Consider the following 26058-nt stretch of genomic DNA (forward strand, 5'->3'; position numbering starts at 1 on the left):
AGTACCCCTTACCAATCCTGACGGGACACCGATTGTAGACCCTGATAGCGGTGAACCGGTAATGGGTCAGGTGCCAACTGAAGTTACTCGTGAGTTTAAGGCGCATTTTGCTCTGAAACGATAGGTCTTTATACTTTCTTAAATTGATGCCGCAGCATGCTGCGGCATTTTTTTAATATTATTAGTTTTAAATTACCAACCTAACGCAAAAATTTATATATTTGACCGCTATGCAAAAGCAAATGCAATAAATATTGCTTTCATAGAGTTATGATATTGGAAAAGATGCAGTAATAATGTTAATAAGTGGTATTTTTTATCCACACTGCTCGATAGAAAAGCGTATTTCTCATTAAACGATAAGCTTAACATGAATTTTAAAAAGATTTATTTAATTTTTGGACTTTTAGCGGCTCAGCTTTCTTTTTCTCAGGAAGGTATAGCTGTTTATTCCGATTATTTATCAGATAATTATTATTTACTGCACCCTTCTATGGCCGGAGCTGCAAACTGTGCTAAAGTAAGACTTACAGCACGTCAGCAATGGTTTGGTCAGGATGATGCACCTCAATTACAGACATTAAGTTTTAACGGTAGTGTAGGTCCTCAATCAGGTATAGGTGTAATTGCTTTTAATGATAAGAATGGTTACCACTCTCAAACAGGTGCAAAACTTACTTATGCTCACCACATTCGTTTCTCGAGAAGTGATTATGATTTAAATCAGCTATCATTTGGTATGAGTGCAGGTTTGATTCAAAGTCGTCTTGATGAGTCTGAGTTTGGTCCTGAATTTGACCCTATTGTTGATGGGGGAATGAAGCAAAAAGATTCTTATTTTAATATTGATATAGGTGCATCTTACCATTATCTTGACTTCTATGCACACTTTACTGTTAAGAATGCTATAGCTAGTAAGCGTGATCTTTATACGGATATTGAAAGTGATAACTTAAAGAAATACCTTTTAAGTGCAGGATATGTGTTTGGTTATAATGATGGTTTACAATGGGAGCCTTCTATTATGTTCCAGGCTGTTGATGAGACTAAAGAGAAAACAATTGATATTAACCTTAAGTTATATAAAGAATTAGACTTTGGTAGACTTTGGGGAGGATTATCCTACAGAAGAAGTTTAGATGGTGCTCAATATGTTGATAATGACGGTGGTGCTGTTGACCAAAACTTACAATACTTTACACCTATAATTGGTGTTAACTATAAAAACTTTATGTTTGCTTATACTTACTCATACTTAACGGGAGATGTTAAGTTTGATAACAGTGGTTTCCACCAAATTACTTTAGGTGTTAACTTATTCTGTAAGAGAGAGAAATATGACTGTAATTGTCCTGCAGTTAACTAATTATAAAGTAGATATTATTAATTCTGTCCCGATTTATTATCGGGACTTTTTTATTTCATAATGTTATGGTAATTAGAGAAGTAAATGGAAAATTTCCGCAAATACCTGATGATTGTTTTGTGGCTGAAAATGCTACAATTGTTGGTAATGTTACTTTAGGTGCTGAATGTAGTATATGGTTTAATGCTGTAGTAAGGGGAGATGTTAACTATATTAAGGTTGGTGACAGGGTGAACATTCAGGATGGTGCTGTAATACACTGTACTTATGAAAAGCATCCTACCGTTATAGGTAATAACGTTTCTATAGGGCATAATGCTATTGTACATGGTTGTACGGTTAAGGACAATGTACTTATAGGTATGGGGGCGATTGTGATGGATAATTGTGTAATTGAGAGTAATAGTATTATAGCAGCAGGTGCTGTCGTAACTCAAAATACTGTAGTGGAATCAGGAGCTATATATGCAGGTGTTCCTGCTAAAAAAGTTAAGAATATTGATGAGTCTGATTTTGCAGGTGAGATTAAGAGAATATCAGGTAACTATGTTATGTATTCTTCCTGGTTTAAATAAAGCCGGGCGAGACTAGAAATCTTTTTTTTCTGCAATGTATTCCTTGTCTAATATATTACTTAGTACTTCGGGACTACTGTTAGTATAAAATATGTTTTTTGCAGGCGTGTTACTATTATTAAGTAAGTTGTGTTTTTCTAAAACTGCTTTTGTTTGTCTTGCAACAGCTAAGCCTGAATCAATTATTTTAACGCTCTCCGGAAGTATTTTTTTTATTTGTGGTATAAGGTAAGGGTAGTGGCTGCAACCAAGCACCAGGCAGTCTATATTTGCCTGTATCATCGGGTTTAAATACTCTTCCAGTAAATCATCTATTTCTTTACTTCCTATTTTACCTTCTTCAATAAGCTGTACTAGATTATAACCAACCTGCTCTATGATAGTGATGTCTTCATAGTTGAGAACAGTGTTGTGGAATAACTCACTGTTAAGTGTACCTTTTGTGGCTAATATACCTATTGTTTTGGTTTGAGTTTGTAATGCTGCTGGCTTTATAGCCGGTTCTATACCTATAAATGGAATATTATATTTTTCTCTTAGTTCTTTTATGGCATTTGTTGTGGCAGTATTGCAGGCAATAACTATTATTTTACAATTTTGTTCTAATAAATACTCAGTATTTTTAATACTTAGTTCCAGTATTTCCTCTTTAGTTTTTTGTCCGTAGGGTGCGTTTTTACTGTCTGAAAGATATATAGTATTTTCTGATGGAAGGAGAATGTTTATCTCTTTCCATATTGATGTCCCGCCCAGTCCGGAGTCAAATAAACCAATTGGTTTTATACTGTTGTGCATTAAACAAAAATAATAAAAAAACGGCTCTGTATGGAGCCGTTTTTGTTATAGAGATTATAATCTTTCTTAGAAACCAAGTTCCTTTTTAACGTCAGCCATAAGGTCCGGACCGTCAGCAACTAAAACCCCGCTACCTACTGTGCTGTCAAGAACATAAAGGTAACCTTTAGCTCGTGCTACTTTTTGTATAGCAGCTTTAGCTTTTTCAAGAATTGGCTTTAAAATTTCTTCTTGTTTTTTCTGCATTTCCTTAGAAGCAGTTTGTTGGTACTCCTGTATTCTGTTACCCATTTCCTGTACTTCTCTGGTACGTGTTTCGTTTATCGCATCGCTTACAGTAGCAGCCTCCTGGTCGTATTTTTTTATTTTATTTTGGTATTCTTCTACCATTGCTCTGTACTCATTATCAAAAGTCTTTCCGTAGTCCTCTAATTGCTTATTAGCAGCCTTCATGTCCGGCATTGCACCCATAAGCTCAGTTACATTAATATGTGCTACTTTAGATTGTGCCGAAACAGCTTGAGTCATTCCAACAAAAAGTACTGCAGCGATTAATAAAGATTTTAAATGTTTCATCATTTTGAAGGTGTTAATATTAATTTTTGTTTTTGTATTTATTTTTATTCTTCGTTTGTGGTTTCGCTATTATTTTGTCTTTCTTCAATAGCTTTTTGCCTTTGCTCTTCGCGAGCTTTTCTGGCAGCTTCTCTTTCAGCTAATATTTTTTCGCGCCTTTCCTCTGCCGCTTTTTTACGCTCTTCAGCTTTCTTAATTCTTTCCTGACGTGCTTTTTCGGCAGCAGTCATTTTAGTATCGGTTTCAGCATCTCCTACTTCAGGCTTTTCAGTAGCAGTAGTTTTTACTTGTGTACTGTTTTCGCCCGGTACTGTTTGTTCATCATCTGTTGTATCAGGGGTTCCTGCTGCAGGACGGTTGCTTTTCTCGTTATTATCTTCTTCTGCATCATCAGTAGAAGTATTTCTGTTTCCTGATCTTGCCGCCTCACGTGCTGCTTCTCTTTCTCTGCGTTTTTGCTCTCTTTCTTCCAGTAGCTTAGCACGTCTTTCTTCGTATTCTTTTCTTTTAGCTTCTCTGGCAGCTTTGCGGTCTTCTAAAAGTTTTTCTCTCTGCTCTTGTCTTTCCTGAAGCTTCTCCTGTCTTGCTTGGTAGGCAGGGTCTGCCTCTAAATCTTCCTGAGCTTCTTGCTTTTCCAGTTTTTGTAGCTGCTTGTTTGTCATACGCTCTCTTTTAGCAGCGCTTGTTATACGACGCACTACAAGATCACTTATATCGTGCCTTTTAGCAGCAAAAAGTATGGTAAGGTCAGAAGACTTATCAAATACAAAATCATATTTTCTTGCTTCAGATAAATCTTGTATTACATTAAATACCTGATCTTGTATAGGTTTTACTAAAACTGATTTTTGAGTAATAAGGTCGCCGTTAGGCCCAAACTTTTCCATTTGGTAGTCTATAAGCTCCTTTTCCTGAAAAGCAATTTCTTCTTCTCTTTCCTCAATAAGTTCTTTAGTAAGTAAAGCTTTCTCTACTTCAAGACTTTCTTTAAGTTTATCAATAGCATTTTGCTTAACCTGAATTTCCTGCTTCCACTTTTGTGCTTTTTGCTCCAGTTGGTTTTTTGCTTCCGCATAATCAGGTACTTTATCGAGTATGTACTCCATATCAATATAAGCAACTTTTATACCTCTCTGTGCGGTAGCAGTAATTGCTGAAAATGCTATTAATACTACTAGAAATATTTTTTTCATAACTGTAATAATTACGTATTAGAAAATATCATGCCAGTTTTTTTAGAACTGTTGTCCGATGATGAAATGCGTTTCCCATCCGTTCTTTTGTGTTGCTCCCGGTAGTGGGTCGAAACCATGACCGAAATCAATACCTAACAACCCGAAGGCAGGCATAAATACTCTAAGGCCAAAACCTGCTGAACGTTTAAGTACGAATGGATTATATTCTGTAAAGCTGTCATACGAAGCTCCGGCTTCTGCAAATGTAAGCAGATAAATTGAAGCTTGTGGCTTTAATGTTATCGGATAACGAAGTTCTAACGAAAATTTATTATATACAGTACCACCATTATTTGATGAAAGCGCCTGGTTAGGGTAACCTCTTAACTGAATAACCTCTCTACCATCAAGTGCGTAGTTAGCAAGACCGTCACCACCTAAATAGAATCTTTCAAACGGAACCAAACCTCTTTCAGAGTTATAAGCTCCCATAAATCCGAATTCGGCTAATGAACGCAGTACTAATTTTTCGTATAGTCTGGTATACCAGTCTGCCTTAAACTTCACTTTGTAGTACTCCAGCCAGTTAAATCTTTTCTGGTCTACTTTAGCAGGGTCAGCTGCTGCAAGTGTATAGTCGTCTACACGGCTAGGTGTAGGGTTGTTAGTTGTTGGTAATTCTGCAAGATAGTCACCCGGGTTAACCTGTAAACCGTCGTTACCTGTATATGGTTCTGTACCTTGGTACGTATATTTATATGCTTCCTGATTACCTAAGTCACCATAATCAACACCATTTACTAATGAGTAAGGGAACGTAGTCCTGAAACTTACACTCATTAATGAACCGTACATTGGGTATATAAGGCTGTTACCTCTGTTATCACGACTTAACTCAATTTCATAAGCTAAGTTTCTTGATGTACCGTCACCAAAAGTAAACAGACCGTTATTGTAATTATTAAGGTTGTAATACTGGAAGGTTAATGAGTGCGATAGTGTAACCCTGTCACTAATACCACTTAACCTTTTTGCAATACCAAGCGTAACTGATGATATAGTGAAACTTTGCGATCTGTCTACATCTCTCGTTCTGAAGTTGTATAAAAATTGCTTACTGTGCGAGAATGATGTAAAGAACTGTATTGGCTTTTTACCACCTAACCAAGGCTCGGTAAACGAGAAGCTATAGGTTTGGAAATAGGTACTACCTTGTGCTCTTAACGATAGTTTTTGACCATCACCCATTGGTATAGGCTTATAAGCATCTTTATTAAATATATTTCGTAATGAGAAGTTGTTAAACGATAGTCCCAGTGTACCGATGAAACCACCGCCACCGTAACCACCTTGTAGCTCTATCTGGCTGGAACCTTTCTCGGTAACGTGCCATTCTACATCTACAGTTGCACTGGCAGGATCCGGATCTAAATCAGGACGAATTGTTTCAGGGTCAAAGAACCCGAGAGTACCAAGTGCTCTGATAGTGTTAATAACCTCTTCCTTATTCCATTTTTGTCCCGGTCTTGTAGTTAATTCTCTGTAAATAACTCTGTCGTTAGTTCTGTCGTTACCTACAACTGTAATATTGTTGAAGTAAGCCAAAGGTCCTTCGGTAACTCTTATTTCAAAATCAATAGTATCATTATATGTTTTTACCTCTACAGCGTTAATGTTAGAGAATAAATAACCATTGTTTTGGTATAGGTTGGTTAAATCTTCACCATCCGGTTTTTCAGGGTTTGCAATTCGTTTTTGTAACAGCACCCCATTATAAACATCTCCCTTTTTGATGCCTAGCATTTTGCTTAGCTCTTGGTTGGTGTATATTGAGTTACCAATAAACTTAATGTTACCAAAGTAGTATTTATTACCTTCTTCAACATTAATATCTATAGCTACCCTGTTTTTTTTAGGGTCATATACAACAGTATCCGATGTTATACGGGCATCACGGTATCCTTTTTCTTTATATCTGTCTATTAAGTTAGTAAGGTCTTCCTTATAACGCTCTTCTATAAATTTAGACGGAGTGAATATACGCAATGGATTAGGAAAGCCTCTTTCCTTAGTTTTTTTCATTGCCTTTTTCAGCTTACGGTCAGAAAGTTTTTCATTTCCGTGTATTTCAATATCCGATATTCTTACCTTTTTTCCACGGTCTATATTAATAGCCATGTTTACTGTATTGGTAGAGTCAGGGGTAACGTTGATGGCAACTTTTGTATTATAGAAACCGTCTTTTTTATACTTGTTTTCTATGTAGTTTTTGGTATTAGTAACAAGATTTTCGTTTACTATTTTACCTTTAGTAAGCTGAGTATCTTTTATAAGTGTTTCGCGTTTACCTTTTTTAACACCTCTTATTTTAACTTCATTTAGTTTAGGAAGCTCATTAATTTCAAGCTCTATGTAAAGGCTGTCGCCTTCTACCTTGTTTGCGTAAAAGTTAATATCGCTGAAAAGCCCCAGTTTCCATAGCTTTTTAATAGCATTACTTATTTCTTCTCCGGGAACTCGCACTGTTTGCCCTTTTTGAAGTCCTGTAAACGTAATAATGGTTTGTTCGTTATAACTAACCTTGCCGGAAACAGCAATGTCAGCTATAGTATATTCTTTGCCTGCTTCCAGCCCGTTTGTTTCCTGTGCTTCTGCAAAATCGGCTATAGATAAGAATAAAATGCTAAAAAGTAGCTTAATGCTATTGCGTAGCATTGAATTATTTAATTTGTTCACTGGTTTTTCCAAATCTGCGTTCTCTTTTTTGGTAACTGATGATTGCTTCATTTAAATCTTTTTCCCTGAAATCAGGCCATAGTACATCTGTAAAATAAAATTCTGCATAAGCAACCTGCCATAAAAGGAAGTTGCTTATACGTTGTTCGCCGCTTGTTCGTATTACTAAGTCTACATCCGGCAAGGTTTGAGTATACAAATGACTGTTTATTGTCGATTCACAAATATCATCTATCTCTAATTTATTCTCTTTTACTTCCTTACTTATTTGTTTTATTGCTGTAATAAGTTCCTCTCTGGCTCCGTAACTTAAAGCCAGTGTAAGGGTCATTCTGTTGTTGTTTTTGGTGAGCTTTATTACCTCCTTAAGCTGCTTTCGAGCGTTTTCGGGTAATAACTCTATATTACCAATAGTGTTTAGCTTTATATCGTTTTCCTGTAGTGTGGGAAGTTCTTTTTTTAGTGAACTAACCAAAAGTTTCATTAAGGTGTCTACCTCAAGTTTTGGTCTGTTCCAGTTTTCTGTAGAAAATGCATATAATGTTAAGCATTCTATACCCATTTTCGCACAACTTTCTACGGTTTCTCTAACGGCTTTTGTGCCGTTTTCATGACCAAACGCCCGCAACATTCCCTTTTGTTTAGCCCAACGCCCGTTACCATCCATAATAATGGCTAAGTGTTTAGGAAGGTTGTCTTTATTTATAGTTGTTTGATTCATATAATTAGTTGCTGCAATAACAAGGTTTGTTACCAAAGGTATAGGTTAGGGTAAAGCCGGTAAATACATACCAGTCGTTACTCTCTAAGTTACCAAAGCGGTACGGTTCATAAGCATCATCTGTTGGGTTACTTCCGTCAAGGTTATCACTAAATGTATAGCGTGCTCCTACTTCAAACCCCAAAACAAAACTATCGGCTATGCTTGCTTTTATACCCACTGTCATAGGTATGGCAAGTCCTCCTTTAGCATCTTCTGTGTAAACCCTGCCGTTGTTTATGTACTTTTCATCATACCTAAAGTAACTTACACCACTGTATACGTATGGTGTTGCTTTAAAACCTGATTCATGCAGATTAAAATCGAAAAAATTAAATTCAAGCCCTAAAGATAATTCTTTTACGCTATTTTCAATTTCATAACCGCGTTGTTGCCTTCCTGAAGCATCAGAGTCAGCGTCTTTTGCACTAATCTTTCCATAGGTATACGATACTCTCCAGGAGTGTCTCGGGCTTCTGTTCCACTTGTAAACTAAACCTAATGCAAGATCTTTAGGTGCAATATAATCCGTAGGTCCTACATCACCAATATAATTACTCCCTCCGGCAAAAACACCTAACTCATGTATCTGTGCTTGTGTTTTTGCGGTGGTTACAATTAGTATTATTGCTAAAAAGATCCTGTTCATTCTTGTTAAAATTGGGTGCAAATATAATAATATAGATTTCTAAAACCTTTCAGAATAATTATTTTAGGTGTCTAAAATCTAATTTATTTAAATTATACAGTCTTGAAAACGAAAGAACCGACAGTGTAGTATATTTATAATGATAAAAAAATTGGATTTAATTTCTTTTGTCTTCTCCCCAAAGTAGTTTTTTTCTTAAAGTATCAAGGAATTTTTCATGGGGAAATTCAACCAGATTTATCTTGAAGTCAGTCTTTTGTATTTTTAAAATAGTCTCTGTCTCCACTGCTATTATTCTGGAGTCTAACGAAACTAAATGTTGTTCCTCTCGGCTGGACACTTTAAGCTCTATATAAGTGTCATCCGGTATTACCAATGGTCTTGCATTGAGGTTGTGCGGTGCAATAGGAGTAATAACCAAACTATTTGCCCCCGGAGTTAATATTGGTCCTCCGCAACTTAATGAATATCCTGTAGAACCGGTAGGTGTAGAAATAATAAGTCCATCAGCCCAGTAGGAGTTAAGGTAATCGCCGTCAAGACGTGTCTCTACCGTTATCATAGATGTAGTGTCTTTTCGGCTAACGGTTATTTCATTAAGGGCATAGTCTAAATTATCCAGTGATTCATCTTTACCCTCATAATCTAAAGAAAGAAGTGTTCTTGATGAAATGTTGTAATTTTTCTCAAATATAAGCGGAAGCAGTTTTTCTATACTCTCCTGCGGAACTGTAGCTAAAAAGCCTAATCTTCCTGCGTTTATACCAAGTATGGGAATGTTTTTATCGCGAACAAATGTAGCTGCCCTTAACATAGTACCATCGCCCCCTATGCTAATAAACATATCAAAGCTACCATCTAAATCTTTATGTGAGTTGAAAATAGGAAAAGGTTGTTGAAGTATTTTTTCTTCTTCTATAACTTTATAGAAGTTAGATTCAAAAACAATTTCGACAGTATAGTTTTTAAAAACAGTAAAGATTTTAGAGATAATCTCTTGTGTGTTTTCTTTATAGTATTGTCCGTAAATTGCTATCTTCATAAAAATGGCAGGGATTATATATTTAGGTATTTGTCTAGGTAATCGCTTCGGTCTTTTAAGGTATTCAGATAAGTATCTTCCTGATGCTCGGATATTATTTCATAATTATACCTTCTGAAAGTTTGTATTATTTCACTCAACCCACCCAGACTTATCTTCATGGTAATCTGTATTTTCTCAGTATTTGTTTCCGAAACAAAAAGCCCTAAAAGTCTTCCGTTATTGCTTTCTACTATCTGTGCAGCTTCACTCATGCTGTAATCTACCAGATTTTTTTCTACAACCAGTATGCCGCCTTCTTCTTTCATAAAAGGCGTTTCATGAAAAAAGTTGATAATATCATTTATTTCATAATAGCCCAAATATTTATTATCATCGGTAAGTACAGGTAATATATTCGTATGGTTTTTGGCAAATACTCCCAGTACATCAAGCCATATAGTGTTTTCTCGCACAAAAAAACGTTCAAAACTAAAGCGATTTTCGCCAAGTGATTTTTGTATTTCCATAAGTTCGGTGTCTTCAGAGCCTGCGCAGCCCATATAAACACCTTCTTCTAAAACAGGGAAATGAGAGAAAGGATATTCGGCAAATAAATCCTGAGCGGTAGCTACAGAATCGGTTGTTCGAAGTGGTTTAATATCGTTATTGATAAATTCTGTAATATCAATCATATAAGGAGTACTATTTTTACTAATGCAAAATAATTAAAATTTAAGGATATTATGCCGTTTTAAGTTTTGTATTTTTGTGTACCGAACCCATATTTAACAAACCTATGGCAAAACTTAGCGTAAATATTAACAAAATAGCAACATTAAGAAACTCAAGAGGGGGTAATGTGCCTAACCTTTTAACTGTTGCTGCCGATGTGCAAAAATTTGGAGGAGAGGGTATAACCATACATCCAAGACCCGATGAAAGACACATACGCTACCAAGATGCACGCGACCTTGTGCCTGTTGTGTATACAGAATATAATATTGAAGGTAACCCAATAAAAAAGTTTATAGATTTAGTGCTTGAGGTAAAACCTACTCAGGTAACATTAGTTCCTGATGCGGATGATGCCATAACATCAAATGCGGGTTGGGATACTATAAAGCATAAAAGCTTTTTACAGGAAGTGATACAGGAGTTTAAAAATAATGGTATACGTACGTCAATATTTGTAGACCCTGTAGCGAAAATGATTGAAGGAGCTAAGGAAACAGGAACTGACAGGATAGAACTTTATACAGAGGCTTTTGCTAGCCAGTATGGTGAGGGTAACAAAGAAGAGGCTATAAAACCGTATGCGGAAGCTGCTAAAGTAGCTAATGAACTTGGGCTTGGTATAAATGCAGGGCATGACCTGAGTTTAGATAATATACAATATTTTAAAGAAAATATTCCGGGACTACTGGAAGTATCTATAGGGCATGCGCTTATATCTGAATCACTTTATTTAGGTTTAGAGAATGTAATTAATATGTACCTGCGTAAATTGAAATAATATATGATGCTGGAATCAAGAATTGAAGGAGAAGGAAAACCATTAATAATAATACACGGCTTTTTAGGGATGTCCGATAACTGGAAAACGCTTTCAGGCGAATATGCCGAAAAAGGTTTCCAGGTGCATGCTGTAGATATGCGTAACCATGGCAGGAGTTTTCATTCCGATGAGTTTAACTATACTGTTATGGCTAAAGATATTTACGATTATTGCGTAGGGCATGGCTTAGATAAAGTAAGTGTTATAGGGCATTCTATGGGAGGAAAAACGGCAATGCTGTTTGCTGTGAATTATCCTGAAAAACTGGATAAGCTTATAATAGCCGATATTGCGCCTAAATACTATACGCAGCACCATCAGGATATATTGGCGGGGTTAAATGCTGTAGATTTTTCCCGTAAACCATCGCGTAGCGATGTAGAAACTGTACTGGAAAACTATATTAAAGATTTTGGTACACGTCAGTTTTTAATGAAAAGCCTTTATTGGAAAGAAAAAGGGCAACTGGCTTTCCGTTTTAACTTGGATGTTTTTAATGAAAAAATTGAAAACATAGGTGAAGCATTACCGGAAAATACAGTTTATAATGGTGAAGTGCTTTTTTTGAGAGGGGAGAAGTCACCATATATAAGAGATAAAGATTTTGAACTTATTAAAAAACACTTTCCAAAAGCTGAAATAGTGGATATTAAAAAAGCAGGGCATTGGCTGCATGCCGAAAACCCTAAAGACTTTTTTACAGCAACAATAAACTTTTTACAGGCTTAAATTACTTTTTGCCTACTCCGTGTAAAATTTCGGGGAGTACTGTTTGTTTAAGTCCCTGATTGATAAAACGCCACAGGAAGTTAAATGTCGATTTGTATTTAACCCTGCTGGCGGTTACATCAGTTTGTTTAAGTTCTCCGTTGCTGTTGTTTTTTACAGCTAAATTGCCCACAAAAGAAAGAAAGCCGTTTTCTTCTTTGCTCTCTTTTTTAAGAAAATTAACTTCTAAATTATTATAATTCATAGCAAAGCTACCGTGCGATTGTTCACGATTACCATGAAAAGTAAATACTACATTTTTAATATTTCCTGATGTAGTAGCATTCATTAACGGTGCGGAAATACTGTTTAAATTTTTAGTGTTTATACTGCCTAAATTACCTTTTATAGTGAACTTGTCGCTTTCATCGGTAATGTTAAACGTCCAGTTTACTTTAAGAGGGGTAACCTCCATAAAGTTACATTTCACATCAATTTGAGTTTCAGGGTGCTCTTGTTTATTTATAGGACTGTACAGGTTATAAATACTGGCGTAAAACTTTGAAAATTCCAGTTTACCAGGAGGTTTTTCATAAGTGCGTTGCTCTTCATATACAATTTTACTGTCTTTAAGTTCTACCTCGTCAATCTTTAAATCAAAGTCCAGTTCCCGAAGCATTTGGCTATATAATTTTTTAGTAGAAAAGTCGTCTGCTACCATTTTACCTCTGTATATATTAGCATCAACTTCATTAAGTATAACCTTTGGGGAATGTACAAATAAAGTGTCATCTTTAAACCCCCATTTTACATTTGGTAAGGCTATTTGTTTTGCTTTTACAGTAAACTGGTCTTTCTCTACAGTAAGCATACTGTTAAACTCCATACGTTTTTGCAGCGGAATCATTTTAAAATTATCGGCGACAAAACTGGTATCGGTAGTTTTTAGGTTTGCAGCAGTTAAATTGTAAAATTTACTGGCATGATAAAAAATACTGTCACACTCTAAGTTATAATTTTTATAACGGAGCGGTATTTTATTTTTCATAGAGTTGCTGTCAATAGCAATATCATTCATGCTGAAACTAATACCTTTAATATTGGCTTTGGGCTTTTGTAAAGTATCCAGTAGCATAAAGTTTCCGTTTTCTATTTTTACAGTCTTTGTGGTTATTAGCTTTTTAAAAGGTTTCTTGCTCTCCTCTTTAACCGTATCTTGTTTTGTTTGCTGATATAGCATAACGGTGGGCTTGGTTATTTTAACAGAGTTCGCACTTATCTCGTCACCAAAAAGAATAGACCATATGCCTATCCCTTTTACAGCTATTTTTTTAACCTTACAAAAAGCACCTTTTTTTAATTCGTTAGTGCCGCTGTCTTTCGGGGTTATATAAGCATCGTGAAAGGTAATGTTACCGGAGTATAATAAAACATCTGCATCTTTATAAGTAATGTTATATGGAATATCTTTTTTATCTTCAATTAGCTTTGGCAAATTGTTAGAAATCCAATAACCGGCTCCGAAGTTTATGAGTAGAAGGACAATAAATATGATAAAAAGAATTAAGGATATTTTTTTTAAGCCACGCATATAGTTTTGGTTTAATCCTGAAAAGGTACAACTTATATGCTTTAACTGTTTGGTCTTTAAGTTTTAATTAGTAAAAACTAAAAAGGCTGTTTAGTGATATTTATTAAATATGTTATTATGTTTAAATAATTAACAGTTTTTATTGATAAATATATAATTTATAAATTATTATTTTAAATAATAAATATTATGAGTGCATAATAAAATACCCAAAAATATTGTGTAATTCATATTTTATGCTAATTTTGATAAATGAATTTTTAAAAGAAAAACTAACACAAATTATAAAGATGAGAAAACTATTATCCTTAACAATTGCCGCCTTAACAGCTTCGTCTGCCTTTGCGGGAGGATACCGTGTTGCCTTGCAGGGACAAAAGCAGCTGGCTATGGGGCACACAGGTGTAGCTGTAGTAAACAGTGCGGAAGTATTATTCTTTAACCCGGCAGGGATGGCTTTTTTAGAAGACCGTTTTAACGCATCGGTAGGAGCAAATGCTTTATTTGCCCGTACTAAGTTTCAAAACGAAACGTATAACTGGAGTGCATCAACCGAAAATATGGGAACGCCTTTTAACGCCTATATTTCCTATAAGGTTACTGACTGGCTTTCTGCCGGTATAGCTGTATATACGCCTTATGGTAGTGCGGTAGATTGGGATCAGGATTGGCATGGCTCTCATCTTGTAAATAATATAGATCTTAAAGCAGTATATTTTCAGCCGTCAGTGTCTATTAAACTAAGTGACAGGCTTAGTATAGGTGGTGGTCCTATATATGTGAACGGAGCTGTAGAGTTTAACAGAAACATAAGCAGAAGTATAACTAATGAAGAAGGACAAAGAGCTGACCTTACTATAGAAGCAACAGGTGTAAACGCATGGGGTTGGACAGCCGGTTTTATGTTGGAGCCGTTTGATGATTTTATGTTAGGGTTTAACTATCGCTCGGAAATTACGATGGAAGCCAGAGACGGAGATGCTACATTTAATGACCTGCCTGCATTTTTACAGGCAAATTATACAAACACAACTTTTAATGCCGACTTACCATTACCTGCTGAAGTAACAGTAGGTATGTCGTACAAACTTAATGATAAGTGGATGGTGGCATTTGATTATAACAGAGCCTACTGGAATGTGTATGAATCCCTGACAGTGAGCTTTGCTAATCCGGCTGTGCCAACTTCTGTAAACCCTCGTAACTATAAAGATGCAAGTACATACAGGCTGGGTACTCAGTTTAAACCAAACGATAAGTTTGCATTCCGTGCAGGTTGGTATTTTGATGAAAGCCCTGTACAGGATGGGTATTTTGCGCCTGAAACGCCAAGAAATGATTCTATGGGCTTTACAGGAGGTTTAACATATCAAATAAACAGCAAACTGGGTGTTGATGTATCATTCCTATACTTACACTTTGATGAGGTTGATAACTCTTACGATCACTACACAGAAGATGGTAATGACGGTATAACTTTTGGCGGAACATACAAAAATGTTGTGTTCTCTCCGGGTGTTGGTTTAACATACAGTTTCTAAAAAAATATGAAAATGAAAAATAAATTTATATATCTATCAGCACTGGCAGTAGTTTTTGCCAGTTGCGAACCGGAATTTGATAATGAATTAAGCAATAGTACTTATAGCTCTGGAGAGGCAGATTTTAGCTCTTATGTAGCAGTTGGTAACTCGCTTACAGCGGGGGTTATGGATGGAACTGTTTCCAGAGTAGGGCAATCATACTCATTTCCTAATTTATTAGCACAGCAATTTGCAGTAGCAGGTGGAGGAGAGTTTACACAGCCTCCGTTTGATTCAGATGTTAATAATTATGGGGGTCTTATATTAGGTGGTACTGTAATACAGCCTACAAGATTAATTATAGATGCAAGTGCAGGAGGACCTGAGAATATTGCAGGTATGCCAACTGTAGATGTCTCTAACCAGTTTGCTACAGCCTATAATAATATGGGTGTGCCGGGAGCGAAATCATTTCACTTATTAGCACAAGGCTACGGAAGTTTACAAGGAGTGCCTCTGGGGTTAGCCAATCCGTATTTTGCACGTCATGCTACTTCTCCAACCGCTACAGTTTTAGGAGATGCTATGATGAAAAACCCAACCTTCTTTACTAACTGGATTGGTAATAACGATGTGTTGGCATTTGCAACTTCAGGAGGTACAGGAGTAAATCAGGCAGGTAATTTAGACCCTTCAACCTACGGCTCTAATGATATTACTGACCCAAATGTTTTCGGTTCAGTATATTCTCAAATAACCACAACTCTTATGTCTGGCGGAGCTAAAGGTGTAGTAGCAACAATACCGGATGTTACAGCTATACCATACTTTACTACTGTACCTTACAACCCGCTTACACCGGAATTAATAGGAGGTGGTGATGCAGCAGTAGGAGCAGCTACAATAGAGGCGTTAAACGCACAATTATATGGTCCAATATCACAGGCACTGGCAGCATTCGGTCAGCCGGGCAGAATTTCTTTAATGTCAACATCAGGAAACAGTCCGTTATTAATAACAGATGAAACGTTAACTGATATGTCTGCACAGATAACAGGAGCATTAACACAAGCAGGTGTTCCGGCAGCACAGGCACAATTTTTAGGAGCTGTATTCGGTCAGGCAAGACAAGCTACTGCAGATGATTTAGTGTTATTACCAACAAGATCTGTAATTGGTACAGCGCCTGATGGGGCTCCTGCACCAATAAATGCATTCGGTATTAGTTACCCGTTACAGGATGAGCATATATTAATCCCTTCAGAATCTGCAATGGTTGCTGAGGCTACTGCAACTTTTAATGCTATTATTAAGCAAGTAGCAGCGGCTAATGAAATAGCTGTGGCTGATATGAATGCTATAATGAATCAGCTTGTAACAGGTTTGCGAGTGGAAGACGGACAAATATATACTGCTGATTACTTCAGTACGTCAGCTATAAATACAGTGTTATTCTCGCTTGACGGTATTCATCCTAATGCAAGAGGATACGCAGTTGTAACTAATGAGATAATTAAAGTTATCAATGAGTTTTATGATGCTAAGTTGCCATTAATAAGCGCAGCAAATTATCCTGGTGCTACGGTTTTGCCAAGTAACTAGCAGGTAATAAACACAGAATAATTGTATTTTTTAGAATAAATTTTTCATAAAAGCATCCCTGAAAAAGGATGCTTTTTTTATTTTTACAATAAGGCAAAAATTTCAGCTATATGAAAACTGTTATTAAAATTATATTCACTACAATATTTGTACTTATACTCTCGCATTTATTGCCGGGGGTTGCAGTGCAGGGGTGGGCAGCAGCTTTGCTTGTAGCGCTGGTGCTGGGTTTGCTTAATATTTTTGTAAAACCCATACTAATACTTTTTACACTGCCCGCAACTATATTTACTTTAGGGCTTTTTCTATTGGTAATTAATGCTGTAATAATACTGCTTTGCGATGAGCTTGTACCCGGTTTTGCTGTAGAAAACTTTTGGAGTGCCCTGCTGTTTAGTATTGTTTTATCATTTTGCCAGTCACTGGTTTCAGGTATGTCCGAAAACGAGCAGAAATAACCCTACAACTCTTTTTCAATCATTGTAATACAAAATATCAAAAACTTGTAAGGCTTGTAAAAAATCTATACTTTTGCAAGCCATAATTTTATGGTATTTAAACAATTTTATTAGATAATGAACATTACAAAAGAGCAAGTAGATGCATTAAATGCTGTTGTTACAGTATCTATTACAGAAGAGGATTACAAACCACAGGTAGATAAAGTATTAAAAGACTACAGAAAGAACGCTAATATACCGGGGTTTAGAAAAGGAGCGGTGCCAATGAGCCTTGTGCAAAAGCAGTACGGTAAAGCAGTGCTGGCTGATGAGGTAAACAAGTTACTGCAAAACTCACTAAACGATTATCTTAAAGAAGAAAAGATAGATATATTGGGTAACCCGCTACCAAAGGTTGATGAAGGGTTTGACTGGGATGCTAATGATTACACTTTTGAGTTTGAATTGGGTCTTGCACCTGAGTTTAGTGTGGACCTTGCTGCAAAAAATAAAATTGTAAAGTATGATATTGTTGCTGACGATGAAATGCTTAATGAGCAGGTAGAGCGCATACAAAAGCAATACGGCAAATTAATATCTAAAGAAGAAGTAGAAGAAGGTGACGATATTAAAGGTGTTTTCTTTAATGAAGAAGAAGGTATTAATAACGAAGTAACTATTTCTACTGATATATTTAAAAGCAAAAGAGCTTCTAAGAAGTTTATAGGTAAAAAAGTTGGTGATGTTGTTACTGTACCAACAAAAGGTCTTTTTGATGACGACCATAAACTTATGGAGTACTTAAAAGTAGACCACGATAAAGCACACGGTCTTGAAATTAATGTAGACTTTAAAATAGAAGAAATAAACACTACAGAACCTGCTGAACTTAACCAAGAGCTTTTTGATAAGTTATTTGGTGAAGGTGTAGTAACATCTGTAGAAGATCTTAAAGGTAAAATTAAAGAGGATGCTGAAAAGCAATTTGCACAACAGGCAGACCAAAAATACCTTAACGATGTAACAGAATGGTTAATTGAGGAAACTAAATTTGAACTTCCGGCTGAATTCCTTAAAAAATGGATACAAACAGCAGGCGAGAACCAATTAACTCCTGAGCAGGCTGAAGAAGAGTACGCGAAATCAGAAAAAGGACTTCGTTACCAGCTTATTGAAAACAAAGTAATGACTGAAAACGATCTTCAGTTAAACATTGATGAGCTTAAGGCTTATGCAGGTAACATTATCAGACAGCAAATGGCACAGTTCGGGCAGATGGACCCAACTGATGAAGATGTTGATAATATTGTAACAAGAGTACTTTCTAACCAAGATGAGGTTAAAAGACTTTCTGAGCAGGTTATGAGCCAAAAAATGCTTGAACTTTTCAATGAAAAAGTAAAACACAAGTCGAAAGAAATTACCTACAACGATTTTATTAAACAAATCCAAGGGTAAATAAATATCATAAAAATTGAGTATCTTTGAGCGTCATCCTTCGTGGTGACGCTTTTTGTTTCTTAATAAAATTCGACAATCAAAAAAATTGAATATGAATTACGGTAAAGAATTTAGAAAGTACGCTACAAAGCATCATGGCGTAAATAATTTATATTATGATAAACTGGTAACCCGTGTTACCCCAACAAACCTTACCCCTAACATTATTGAAGAACGCCAGATGAACGCTGTTGCAATGGATGTTTTCTCTCGTTTAATGATGGATAGAATCATCTTTTTAGGTACAGGTATAGATGACCAAGTGGCTAACATTGTTCAGGCGCAGTTACTGTTCTTAGAGAGTACAGACTCATCTAAAGACATTCAGATATACATTAACTCACCGGGAGGTAGTGTATATGCAGGTTTAGGTATGTATGACACTATGCAGTACATTAAGCCTGATGTAGCAACTATTTGTACCGGTATGGCAGCATCTATGGGTGCAGTATTACTTTGTGCAGGTGCAGAAGGGAAACGTTCAGCATTACCACATTCAAGAGTAATGATTCACCAGCCATCAGGAGGTGCGCAGGGTGTAGCTACGGATATGGAGATAAACCTTCGTGAAATGCTTAAACTGAAAGAAGAGCTTTATAATATAATCTCTAAACATTCAGGAAAAAGCTACGAGCAGGTTTATAAAGACAGCGAAAGAGATTACTGGATGAAAGCCAATGAAGCTAAGGAGTACGGAATGATTGATGAGGTACTTGTTAGAGGTGAAAAATAAAAAATAAGAAAATGGAATTTTTTAAGTTTTCTATATACAGGCAGGGCGAAAGCCCTGCTTTATGAATAAAGAAAAATTGAATATGGCGAAAGAAGTTTTAGAATGTTCCTTTTGCGGAAGGAAAAAGCCCGAAACCAATCTGCTTATAGCCGGGATAAGTGCCCATATATGCGACAGGTGTATAGAGCAGGCACACGGCATTGTACTGGAAGAGTTAAAACAAAGCGGAGTATCATCTACTAATTTAGACCTTGAGCTTAAAAAGCCGAAGGAAATACGCACTTTTCTTGACCAGTATGTTATAGGGCAGGACCAAACCAAAAAAGTACTTTCGGTAGCGGTATACAATCACTACAAAAGACTTATGCAGGAGCAGGGCGATGATGATGTGGAAATAGAAAAAAGTAATATACTTTTAGTGGGGCAAACAGGTACAGGAAAAACCTTAATTGCTAAAACTATTGCCCGTATGCTAAACGTGCCGCTTACTATAGTAGATGCTACGGTACTTACTGAAGCAGGATATGTTGGGGAAGATGTAGAGAGTATATTAACCCGTTTACTACAGGCAGCAGATTACGACGTAAAGAAAGCAGAGCGCGGTATAGTATTTATTGATGAAATAGATAAAATTGCCCGTAAAAGTGATAACCCGTCTATTACACGAGATGTATCAGGGGAAGGAGTGCAACAGGCTTTATTAAAGCTGCTGGAAGGTACTGTAGTGAACGTTCCGCCGAAAGGTGGGCGTAAGCACCCGGATCAGAAGTTTATAGAGGTAAATACACAAAACATACTGTTTATTGCCGGTGGTGCTTTTGATGGTATTGACAGAGTTATCTCCAAAAGACTAAATCATCAGGCAGTAGGGTATAGTGCATCTAAAAGTAGTGACGGTATAGATAAAGAAAACTTACTACAGTATATTATTCCTAAAGATGTAAAAGACTTTGGGCTTATTCCTGAAATTATTGGTAGGTTACCGGTATTAACACACATGGACCCATTAGACAGGGAAACATTACGCTTAATACTTACAGAGCCTAAAAATTCATTAATTAAGCAGTATAAAAAACTGTTTGATATGGATGATATAGAACTTACAATATCAGATGATGCGCTTGATTATATTGTAGATAAAGCATTAGAGTATAAGCTGGGAGCAAGGGGACTACGTTCGCTTTGTGAAGCTATACTGAATGAAGCAATGTATGAGCTGCCAAGCTCTGAAGAGCAAGAACTGTTTATAGACAGTGATTATGTAGAACATCACCTGAATAAAAACTTACTTAAAAGGCTTAAAGCAGCTTCTTAAGCAGGTTTTTCAGTATCAGAATAAGAAAAAGCTACCTCGTTTGGTAGCTTTCTTTGTTTTTGTATTTCTTCTTGTTTTTCAACTATACAGCGTCTTTTGTTGCAACCATATCGTTTGGGTCCGCAAGATGATAGTAATAAAACCGCAACAACTCCCAGTGCTAAAAAGTAATTCCTCTTCATTATTCCTTTTGTTTTTGGTGTTATATCTTTATAATTAATTGTAAATCTGTTTGTTATTATATTTACAACTATTGTGCCATAACACTTTTGCTTTGCATAGCTTTAAGTTCTTCAAGATAATCACGCTCGTTAGAAAGTCGCGGTATTTTGTGCTGTCCGCCCAGTTTATCTTTCTTTTTCAACCAGTCATAAAACAGTTTTGGGCGTGCTATATTTAATACCAATGGGTTTAACGTCATGTTATTATAGCGTTTCGCTTCGTAGTCAGAATTTACTTCCTGTAGCGCTTCGTCAAGTGCCTGTCTGAATTTTTCGGCATCTTCCGGCTCTTTCTTAAATTCAACTATCCATTCGTGTGCACCCTTTTCTTTACCTTCCATAAAAATAGGAGCAACGGTATAATCTAAAACCTCGGTATTGGTTAGTTTGCAGGCTTTAGCTATTGCTTTATCAGTATTTTCAACCATTAGTTCTTCGCCAAATACATTTATATGGTGCTTGGTACGCCCTGTTACTTTTATTCGGTAGGGGTTAACCGATGTAAACCTAACCGTATCGCCTATCAGGTAACGCCATAACCCCGAATTGGTAGTGATTACTACGGCGTAGTTTTTATTCAGTTCAACTTCTGCAAGACGAATAACTTTTTGGTTAGGTCTGCCAAAGGTGTCCATAGGGATAAACTCATAAAAAATACCGTAATCCAGCATTAATAAAAGCTCATTACTATCGTTACTGTCCTGTATAGCAAAGAAACCTTCGGAAGCATTGTATATTTCGTAATATTTAAAATCAGGGTGCGGCAGTATTTTTTTGTATTGTTCGCGGTAAGGTTCAAAGCTTACCCCGCCATGAAAATACACCTCTACATTAGGCCAAAGTTCGTGCAGGTTTGTTTTACCTGTGTCTTCCAGTATGCGGTTCATTAATACCAGCATCCACGATGGTACACCTGCAAAACTGGTAACATTTTCCTGAGAAGTTTCTTTTACAATAGCATTAAGCTTCGCTTCCCATTCGCTCATTAAAGATACTTTGTTGCTTGGCGTACTGCTAAATTCTGCCCAAAAAGGCATATTATCTATCAGTATTGCAGAAAGGTCGCCAAAAAAAGAGTTATTATCTTCATACAACTCTTTACTACCACCTAATCGCAGGCTTTTACCTGTAAAGAGTTGAGAGTCTTCGTTGTTGTTTAAGTAAAGGCATAATAAGTCTTTACTGGCTTTGTAATGGCAATCTTCCAGTGCCTGGTTACTAACAGGTATAAATTTACTTTTAGCATTAGTGGTGCCACTCGATTTTGCAAACCACTTTATTGGTTCATGCCAAAATACGTTTTGCTCTCCTTTACGGGTTTGTTCAATTAAAGGCTCTAAATCCTCGTAAGTAGAAATAGGAACTCTTTCAGAAAAAGTAGTGTAATTTCTGGCAGAAGAAAAATCGTATTTTTTACCTATAACAGTATGTTCTGCTGCTCGTATCAGGTTCATTAAAAGTTCTTCCTGCACTTCGTTAGGATATTTAAGGAAAAGCTCCATGTCATGGATGCGCTTTTTAAGAAACCACGAAGCAATAGAATTGATTATGGGTAACGGCATATTTATATGTATCTTTATGCCTATAAAAATACTAAATTTTTTATGCTATACGAAGGCGTACTAACAAAAATGCAAACAGAATCAGGAAGTCCTATTCAATACTTTTTGGTATTTGAAAACAGCTTTTTGAATATGAACCAGTTATTGGATAAAGAAATTGAAATTAACTTTCAGGGCTTTCAGTGTTTAAACTGTGGGAAGAATAAAAAGATATTCCGCATGGGGTATTGCTATGACTGCTTTAACGCCATACCACAGGCAGGTGACTGGATTATGAAACCGGAATTGAGTACGGCTCATTTGGATATTGAAGACCGTGACCTTGAATATGAAAAAAGGGTACAGTTACAGCCACATATTGTGTATTTAGCATCGTCCAGCGATGTAAAGGTCGGGGTAACCCGAAAAACACAGGTGCCTACCCGCTGGATAGACCAGGGAGCAACTCAGGCAGTGCCGATAGTAGAAGTACCTAACCGCTATTTGGCAGGAGTAGCCGAGGTGGCTTTAAAAGACCATATGGGTGATAAAATAAACTGGAAGCGTATGCTGCTTAACCATGTGGATAAATTTGACTTATTAGCAAAGAGAGATGAAGTTAGAGAATTATTGCCGGAAGAAGTTAAGCAATATTTTGATGCAACAGACTCTACAGTATATGATTTGGATTACCCTGTTGTGGAATATCCTGTAAAGGTGAAAAGCCTTAATTTACTTACTACTCCTGCTTACCAAGGGAAGCTGAAAGGTATAAAAGGACAATACCTAATTTTTGCTGACGGTACTGTTTTTAATGTTCGTTCGTCAGAAGGGTATGTGGTGCAAATAAATGTTTAGTTTTTAAGCTATAACCGATATATAAATAAAAAGCCCTGTATTAACAGGGCTTTTTTATGTTTATGAGAATTTAATTTACTCTTTCTTCTTTTTACCGAATAAGTCTTTAATAGCATCTTTAACCTTATCTTCTGGTTTTTCTTCTTTTTTATCGTCAGTAGATTGGTTGTTGTCGGTGTTATTATTTTCTTCTTCTTTTTTACCGCCTCCAAGTATATCATTCAACTTGTCTTTAAGTTTATCTTTCCCTTGATTGATTAACTTATCTTTTTGTTGTTGAATAAGCTGCTGGGTAAGGCTGGTAACAGAACTTTTAATATCGGTGCTTACTTTAGGATTGTCAAAACTACCTGTAATTACAGCATTAACAGGAACAGTTATTTTACTTGCATCGGTATCATTAAGTGATGCTATAAGATTGTTTACTTCTTTACCTAAGTATTTAGCAGGAACATCAAAAGTTACTGTGTAATTCATGGTTTGGTCAAAGCCATGCTGTCCGCCTACTGTAATGCCCACATCTTTATAATTAAGATCTATAGGCTTAATGTTTACTTTACCGTCATCAAAAGTAAGGTTAGCTTTTACGTTGTCAAGGTTTAGTTTACTCATGTCAATAAAATCAACATTCCTGTCAAGTGAACTTAACAGTTTAGAGTTTTCCGCTTTTACAGCAGTATTTAATAACTGCCCTGTTAAACTACCGGTAAGACTGTTTAACACAGGGGTCATTTCTTTATTATCTAAATTACCCGAAAGTACAATATCAGTACTTAATTTACCTGTAATTACATTAGCAATAGGTGCTATAGATTTAAGCATTTCAAGTTGAGTAAACGTACTTGGTATGTCAACCTTATTAAGGTCAAGACTCATGGTAAAGTTAGGTACGTTAGTTTTTGTAGAAACATTACCATTTGCTGTTATTACCCCTTGGAACATATCTGTTCTCAGGTTTTCCAGTGTTACGGTTTCATCTCTTATTATAAGTTTACCCGCAACGTTTTTAAGGTTAAGGTCGTCATACACTACGGTATTAGCTTTAGCAGTAATGGTACAATCTAAAAATGCAGGTATTTTTACAGGCTCACTTGCTTGTGCAGGCTTGCCAGTTTGTGCGGTCTCTTTAGTGTCCTCTTTTTTGGTACCTTTCGTAGCCTCTGGGGTTTCTGCTGTCATAAAATCAGACACCATTAGTTTATTGGAGCTAAGGTTAAAGTTCCCTTTTAATACCTGATCTTTAAATAAAAATCCGTAGAAATTATTTAATGAACCACTCATTGCAAGGTCAGAACCACCTGTTTCAGCATTAAATTCGCTAAGATTTACGCGAGTAGGATTAAACTGAAGGTTTGCCTGATTTATTTTTATAGGGTTTGGTAAATCATCACCCGAATATGTAAAGCCTGATAAAGCAAGGCTACCGCGATTATCAGTATTCTCATACTTGTTCTCCTCAATTGACTTCATGTCAAACTTAGTAGAAATATCTGCTTTAATAATACCTGCTAGCGGAATATCTAAATCTACAGGGTATGCCTGCCCTAAATTGCCAAGGTTTATAGTCCCTTTAAGGGCTGCATTAACCAATGGATTTTCTGCTACGTTTTTAATAGTAGCATTTGCGTTAAAAATATCTTTATCAATACGGAAACCTAACTTATCAACGTTTACATAGGTGTCATTAATAATTCCTGTTTCGTTTACCACTTTAGCATCAATTACAATATTTTGTATTGATTTTGGTAAATCAGGATATTTAAACGAAGCGTTGTCAGAAAGTATGGTAATATTAAATGCAGGTATGGTGTCATCAGTCATCACTCCTTTTACCATACCGGTTATAGAACAGTCGCCTTGTGTTTCTACACCTTCCAGGTTACCCGAGTATGATTCCGGTACTAAACCTAAAAAGTTTTTAAACGACGATGTTGGTGTTTTAAAAGTAAGGTCAAATTTTTGTCCCTCTTCTAAAAGAGCCAAACTACCGTCAAACTCTAAAGGAAGCTGGTTGATGTGTGCTTTATTTTCTTTAAACGTATAAACACTGTTTTCTAGGTCTATGCCTAAAATAGCATCCAGTTTTAAATGAACATCACGCATATAATTAGTGCCATCCATATCAAAGGTAAGGTTGGCAGTAGTTTTGGTATCAAGGTCAAGTACATTTTGCTCAAAATTACCATGCCCCTCATGGTACAGGCTGTCTATAACCATACTCATTTTAGAGCCTGCATCATAATAACGGAAACGTAAGTTCTCTACCTGATAGTCTTTTAAATCAAGTGCGAAAGGTTTACTTTCCGATGCGTTGTCTTCCGGTTTCTGGCTGTCATCTTTAATAGCAATATCAAAATTCCCTACACCATTTTCATTAAATAAAATATTTACAACACCATCTTTAGTATGCAGGGTTTCTAAACTCATGGCTTCACCTTCACCTTTAAAAAGTTCGTTTAAAGACATACTTGCATCTATACGCCCCATGTACACAAGTGTGTCGCCCTCAAAAGGTGCTTTGTTGATGATACTAAGCTTATCAATAGTTACACTTGCCATTGGGAAATTGCTAAACAGGCTAAGGCTTACGTCTTCAAAAGCTACAGTAGCATCTACCTGTTCGTTGATTGCTTTAGCAACCATTGATTTTATTTTGTCTTTAAATATAAAAGGTGCAGTAACAAGCAGTATAATAAGTACTAACAGTACAATACCTACCCACTTTAAAATTTTCTTTGCCATAATTATTTTTTACGGATAATTTTTACGTTTTGCTATAAAGATACAAATTAAGGTAAAAACGCTGTTAATGTAT

At 36.2% G+C, this 26058-nt stretch carries 23 protein-coding genes; 11 read left to right on the forward strand and 12 right to left on the reverse strand.

The genetic code is table 11. From position 1 onward, the window contains the following. Positions 1-370 precede the first annotated feature (370 nt). Together IEW45_RS11315 and IEW45_RS11320 are read left to right on the forward strand one after the other, a co-directional pair. Entirely contained in the window at positions 371-1366 is a 996-nt protein-coding gene (locus IEW45_RS11315; protein WP_188621371.1) for a PorP/SprF family type IX secretion system membrane protein, read from the forward strand. 65 nt (positions 1367-1431) lie between these two features. Then, positions 1432-1941 (forward strand): gamma carbonic anhydrase family protein, encoded by a 510-nt coding sequence (locus tag IEW45_RS11320; protein ID WP_188621372.1) that lies wholly within the window; start codon positions 1432-1434, stop codon positions 1939-1941. A 12-nt stretch (positions 1942-1953) separates the two neighbouring features. On the opposite strand, the gene murI is transcribed toward IEW45_RS11320, so the two are convergent. From murI to IEW45_RS11360, 8 genes are all read right to left on the reverse strand, one after another. Continuing rightward, entirely contained in the window at positions 1954-2736 is a 783-nt protein-coding gene (gene murI / locus IEW45_RS11325; protein WP_188621373.1) for a glutamate racemase, read from the reverse strand. A gap of 66 nt (positions 2737-2802) precedes the next feature. Then, entirely contained in the window at positions 2803-3312 is a 510-nt protein-coding gene (locus IEW45_RS11330; RefSeq protein ID WP_188621581.1) for an OmpH/Skp family outer membrane protein, read from the reverse strand. A 44-nt stretch (positions 3313-3356) separates the two neighbouring features. Further along, positions 3357-4505, reverse strand: a complete 1149-nt coding sequence (locus tag IEW45_RS11335; RefSeq protein ID WP_188621374.1) for an OmpH/Skp family outer membrane protein — start codon at positions 4503-4505, stop codon at positions 3357-3359. A gap of 42 nt (positions 4506-4547) precedes the next feature. Next, on the reverse strand, positions 4548-7274 hold the full coding sequence (bamA, locus tag IEW45_RS11340; protein ID WP_188621375.1) for an outer membrane protein assembly factor BamA: 2727 nt from the start codon (positions 7272-7274) through the stop codon (positions 4548-4550). After that, positions 7207-7944 (reverse strand): undecaprenyl pyrophosphate synthase, encoded by a 738-nt coding sequence (gene uppS, locus IEW45_RS11345; protein ID WP_188621376.1) that lies wholly within the window; start codon positions 7942-7944, stop codon positions 7207-7209. The genes bamA and uppS overlap by 68 nt, the downstream gene beginning before the upstream one ends. Before the next feature lie 4 nt (positions 7945-7948). Beyond that, the gene (gene porG, locus IEW45_RS11350; protein ID WP_188621377.1) at positions 7949-8632 is read right to left on the reverse strand and encodes a type IX secretion system protein PorG; all 684 of its coding nucleotides are present in this window, start codon (positions 8630-8632) and stop codon (positions 7949-7951) included. Positions 8633-8789: 157 nt separating this feature from the next. Then, a complete protein-coding gene (locus IEW45_RS11355; RefSeq protein WP_188621378.1) occupies positions 8790-9674 on the reverse strand; it encodes an NAD kinase in 885 nt (294 codons plus the stop codon). A gap of 14 nt (positions 9675-9688) precedes the next feature. Beyond that, positions 9689-10348: a CBS domain-containing protein gene (locus IEW45_RS11360; RefSeq protein WP_188621379.1), complete on the reverse strand. Its 660-nt coding sequence runs from the start codon at positions 10346-10348 to the stop codon at positions 9689-9691. 104 nt (positions 10349-10452) lie between these two features. Between IEW45_RS11360 and IEW45_RS11365 the strand changes: the two genes are divergently transcribed. Both IEW45_RS11365 and IEW45_RS11370 read left to right on the forward strand, forming a co-directional pair. Then, the gene (locus tag IEW45_RS11365) at positions 10453-11169 is read left to right on the forward strand and encodes a pyridoxine 5'-phosphate synthase (protein ID WP_188621380.1); all 717 of its coding nucleotides are present in this window, start codon (positions 10453-10455) and stop codon (positions 11167-11169) included. Between the two features lie 6 nt (positions 11170-11175). Further along, a complete protein-coding gene (locus IEW45_RS11370) occupies positions 11176-11940 on the forward strand; it encodes an alpha/beta fold hydrolase (RefSeq protein ID WP_188621582.1) in 765 nt (254 codons plus the stop codon). A 1-nt stretch (position 11941) separates the two neighbouring features. Here IEW45_RS11370 and IEW45_RS11375 read toward each other — a convergent pair whose 3' ends face one another. Next, the gene (locus tag IEW45_RS11375) at positions 11942-13414 is read right to left on the reverse strand and encodes a hypothetical protein (protein WP_188621381.1); all 1473 of its coding nucleotides are present in this window, start codon (positions 13412-13414) and stop codon (positions 11942-11944) included. A gap of 386 nt (positions 13415-13800) precedes the next feature. Between IEW45_RS11375 and IEW45_RS11380 the strand changes: the two genes are divergently transcribed. The 6 genes from IEW45_RS11380 (at position 13801) to clpX (ending at position 20623) form a co-directional block, all read left to right on the forward strand. Next, on the forward strand, positions 13801-15051 hold the full coding sequence (locus IEW45_RS11380) for an OmpP1/FadL family transporter (RefSeq protein ID WP_188621382.1): 1251 nt from the start codon (positions 13801-13803) through the stop codon (positions 15049-15051). A gap of 12 nt (positions 15052-15063) precedes the next feature. Further along, positions 15064-16635: an SGNH/GDSL hydrolase family protein gene (locus tag IEW45_RS11385; protein ID WP_188621383.1), complete on the forward strand. Its 1572-nt coding sequence runs from the start codon at positions 15064-15066 to the stop codon at positions 16633-16635. 110 nt (positions 16636-16745) lie between these two features. Next, on the forward strand, positions 16746-17093 hold the full coding sequence (locus tag IEW45_RS11390; protein WP_188621384.1) for a phage holin family protein: 348 nt from the start codon (positions 16746-16748) through the stop codon (positions 17091-17093). Positions 17094-17210: 117 nt separating this feature from the next. Further along, entirely contained in the window at positions 17211-18533 is a 1323-nt protein-coding gene (tig, locus tag IEW45_RS11395) for a trigger factor (protein ID WP_188621385.1), read from the forward strand. A 94-nt stretch (positions 18534-18627) separates the two neighbouring features. Next, a complete protein-coding gene (gene clpP, locus IEW45_RS11400) occupies positions 18628-19308 on the forward strand; it encodes an ATP-dependent Clp endopeptidase proteolytic subunit ClpP (RefSeq protein ID WP_188621386.1) in 681 nt (226 codons plus the stop codon). Between the two features lie 82 nt (positions 19309-19390). Further along, positions 19391-20623: an ATP-dependent Clp protease ATP-binding subunit ClpX gene (clpX, locus tag IEW45_RS11405; RefSeq protein ID WP_188621583.1), complete on the forward strand. Its 1233-nt coding sequence runs from the start codon at positions 19391-19393 to the stop codon at positions 20621-20623. Here clpX and IEW45_RS11410 read toward each other — a convergent pair. Further along, entirely contained in the window at positions 20620-20805 is a 186-nt protein-coding gene (locus tag IEW45_RS11410; RefSeq protein WP_188621387.1) for a hypothetical protein, read from the reverse strand. The genes clpX and IEW45_RS11410 overlap by 4 nt on opposite strands. Before the next feature lie 68 nt (positions 20806-20873). Then, a complete protein-coding gene (locus IEW45_RS11415) occupies positions 20874-22406 on the reverse strand; it encodes a GH3 auxin-responsive promoter family protein (RefSeq protein WP_188621388.1) in 1533 nt (510 codons plus the stop codon). A gap of 42 nt (positions 22407-22448) precedes the next feature. On the opposite strand from IEW45_RS11415, the gene IEW45_RS11420 reads away from it, so the two are divergent. After that, positions 22449-23243, forward strand: coding sequence for a DUF2797 domain-containing protein (locus IEW45_RS11420; protein ID WP_188621389.1), 795 nt, complete (start codon positions 22449-22451; stop codon positions 23241-23243). A 75-nt stretch (positions 23244-23318) separates the two neighbouring features. On the opposite strand, the gene IEW45_RS11425 is transcribed toward IEW45_RS11420, so the two are convergent. Next, positions 23319-25985 (reverse strand): AsmA-like C-terminal region-containing protein, encoded by a 2667-nt coding sequence (locus IEW45_RS11425; protein ID WP_188621390.1) that lies wholly within the window; start codon positions 25983-25985, stop codon positions 23319-23321. Positions 25986-26058: the final 73 nt, after the last annotated feature.

This window comes from Flavobacterium suaedae (assembly GCF_014642915.1).
GTDB classification, from domain to species: domain Bacteria; phylum Bacteroidota; class Bacteroidia; order Flavobacteriales; family Flavobacteriaceae; genus Flavobacterium; species Flavobacterium suaedae.

Excerpts from the sequence above, each read along its gene's own strand:
- IEW45_RS11420 (WP_188621389.1), top strand. The coding sequence starts at position 22,449 with ATGCTATACGAAGGCGTACTAACAAAAATGCAAACAGAATCAGGAAGT.
- IEW45_RS11355 (WP_188621378.1), bottom strand. The coding sequence starts at position 9,674 with ATGAAGATAGCAATTTACGGACAATACTATAAAGAAAACACACAAGAG.
- IEW45_RS11415 (WP_188621388.1), bottom strand. The coding sequence starts at position 22,406 with ATGCCGTTACCCATAATCAATTCTATTGCTTCGTGGTTTCTTAAAAAG.
- clpX (WP_188621583.1), top strand. The coding sequence starts at position 19,391 with ATGGCGAAAGAAGTTTTAGAATGTTCCTTTTGCGGAAGGAAAAAGCCC.
- IEW45_RS11315 (WP_188621371.1), top strand. The coding sequence starts at position 371 with ATGAATTTTAAAAAGATTTATTTAATTTTTGGACTTTTAGCGGCTCAG.
- porG (WP_188621377.1), bottom strand. The coding sequence starts at position 8,632 with ATGAACAGGATCTTTTTAGCAATAATACTAATTGTAACCACCGCAAAA.
- IEW45_RS11365 (WP_188621380.1), top strand. The coding sequence starts at position 10,453 with ATGGCAAAACTTAGCGTAAATATTAACAAAATAGCAACATTAAGAAAC.
- tig (WP_188621385.1), top strand. The coding sequence starts at position 17,211 with ATGAACATTACAAAAGAGCAAGTAGATGCATTAAATGCTGTTGTTACA.
- IEW45_RS11425 (WP_188621390.1), bottom strand. The coding sequence starts at position 25,985 with ATGGCAAAGAAAATTTTAAAGTGGGTAGGTATTGTACTGTTAGTACTT.
- IEW45_RS11320 (WP_188621372.1), top strand. The coding sequence starts at position 1,432 with ATGGTAATTAGAGAAGTAAATGGAAAATTTCCGCAAATACCTGATGAT.
- bamA (WP_188621375.1), bottom strand. The coding sequence starts at position 7,274 with ATGAAGCAATCATCAGTTACCAAAAAAGAGAACGCAGATTTGGAAAAA.
- uppS (WP_188621376.1), bottom strand. The coding sequence starts at position 7,944 with ATGAATCAAACAACTATAAATAAAGACAACCTTCCTAAACACTTAGCC.
- IEW45_RS11370 (WP_188621582.1), top strand. The coding sequence starts at position 11,176 with ATGCTGGAATCAAGAATTGAAGGAGAAGGAAAACCATTAATAATAATA.
- IEW45_RS11360 (WP_188621379.1), bottom strand. The coding sequence starts at position 10,348 with ATGATTGATATTACAGAATTTATCAATAACGATATTAAACCACTTCGA.
- IEW45_RS11410 (WP_188621387.1), bottom strand. The coding sequence starts at position 20,805 with ATGAAGAGGAATTACTTTTTAGCACTGGGAGTTGTTGCGGTTTTATTA.
- IEW45_RS11385 (WP_188621383.1), top strand. The coding sequence starts at position 15,064 with ATGAAAAATAAATTTATATATCTATCAGCACTGGCAGTAGTTTTTGCC.
- IEW45_RS11335 (WP_188621374.1), bottom strand. The coding sequence starts at position 4,505 with ATGAAAAAAATATTTCTAGTAGTATTAATAGCATTTTCAGCAATTACT.
- IEW45_RS11380 (WP_188621382.1), top strand. The coding sequence starts at position 13,801 with ATGAGAAAACTATTATCCTTAACAATTGCCGCCTTAACAGCTTCGTCT.
- clpP (WP_188621386.1), top strand. The coding sequence starts at position 18,628 with ATGAATTACGGTAAAGAATTTAGAAAGTACGCTACAAAGCATCATGGC.
- IEW45_RS11330 (WP_188621581.1), bottom strand. The coding sequence starts at position 3,312 with ATGAAACATTTAAAATCTTTATTAATCGCTGCAGTACTTTTTGTTGGA.
- IEW45_RS11390 (WP_188621384.1), top strand. The coding sequence starts at position 16,746 with ATGAAAACTGTTATTAAAATTATATTCACTACAATATTTGTACTTATA.
- murI (WP_188621373.1), bottom strand. The coding sequence starts at position 2,736 with ATGCACAACAGTATAAAACCAATTGGTTTATTTGACTCCGGACTGGGC.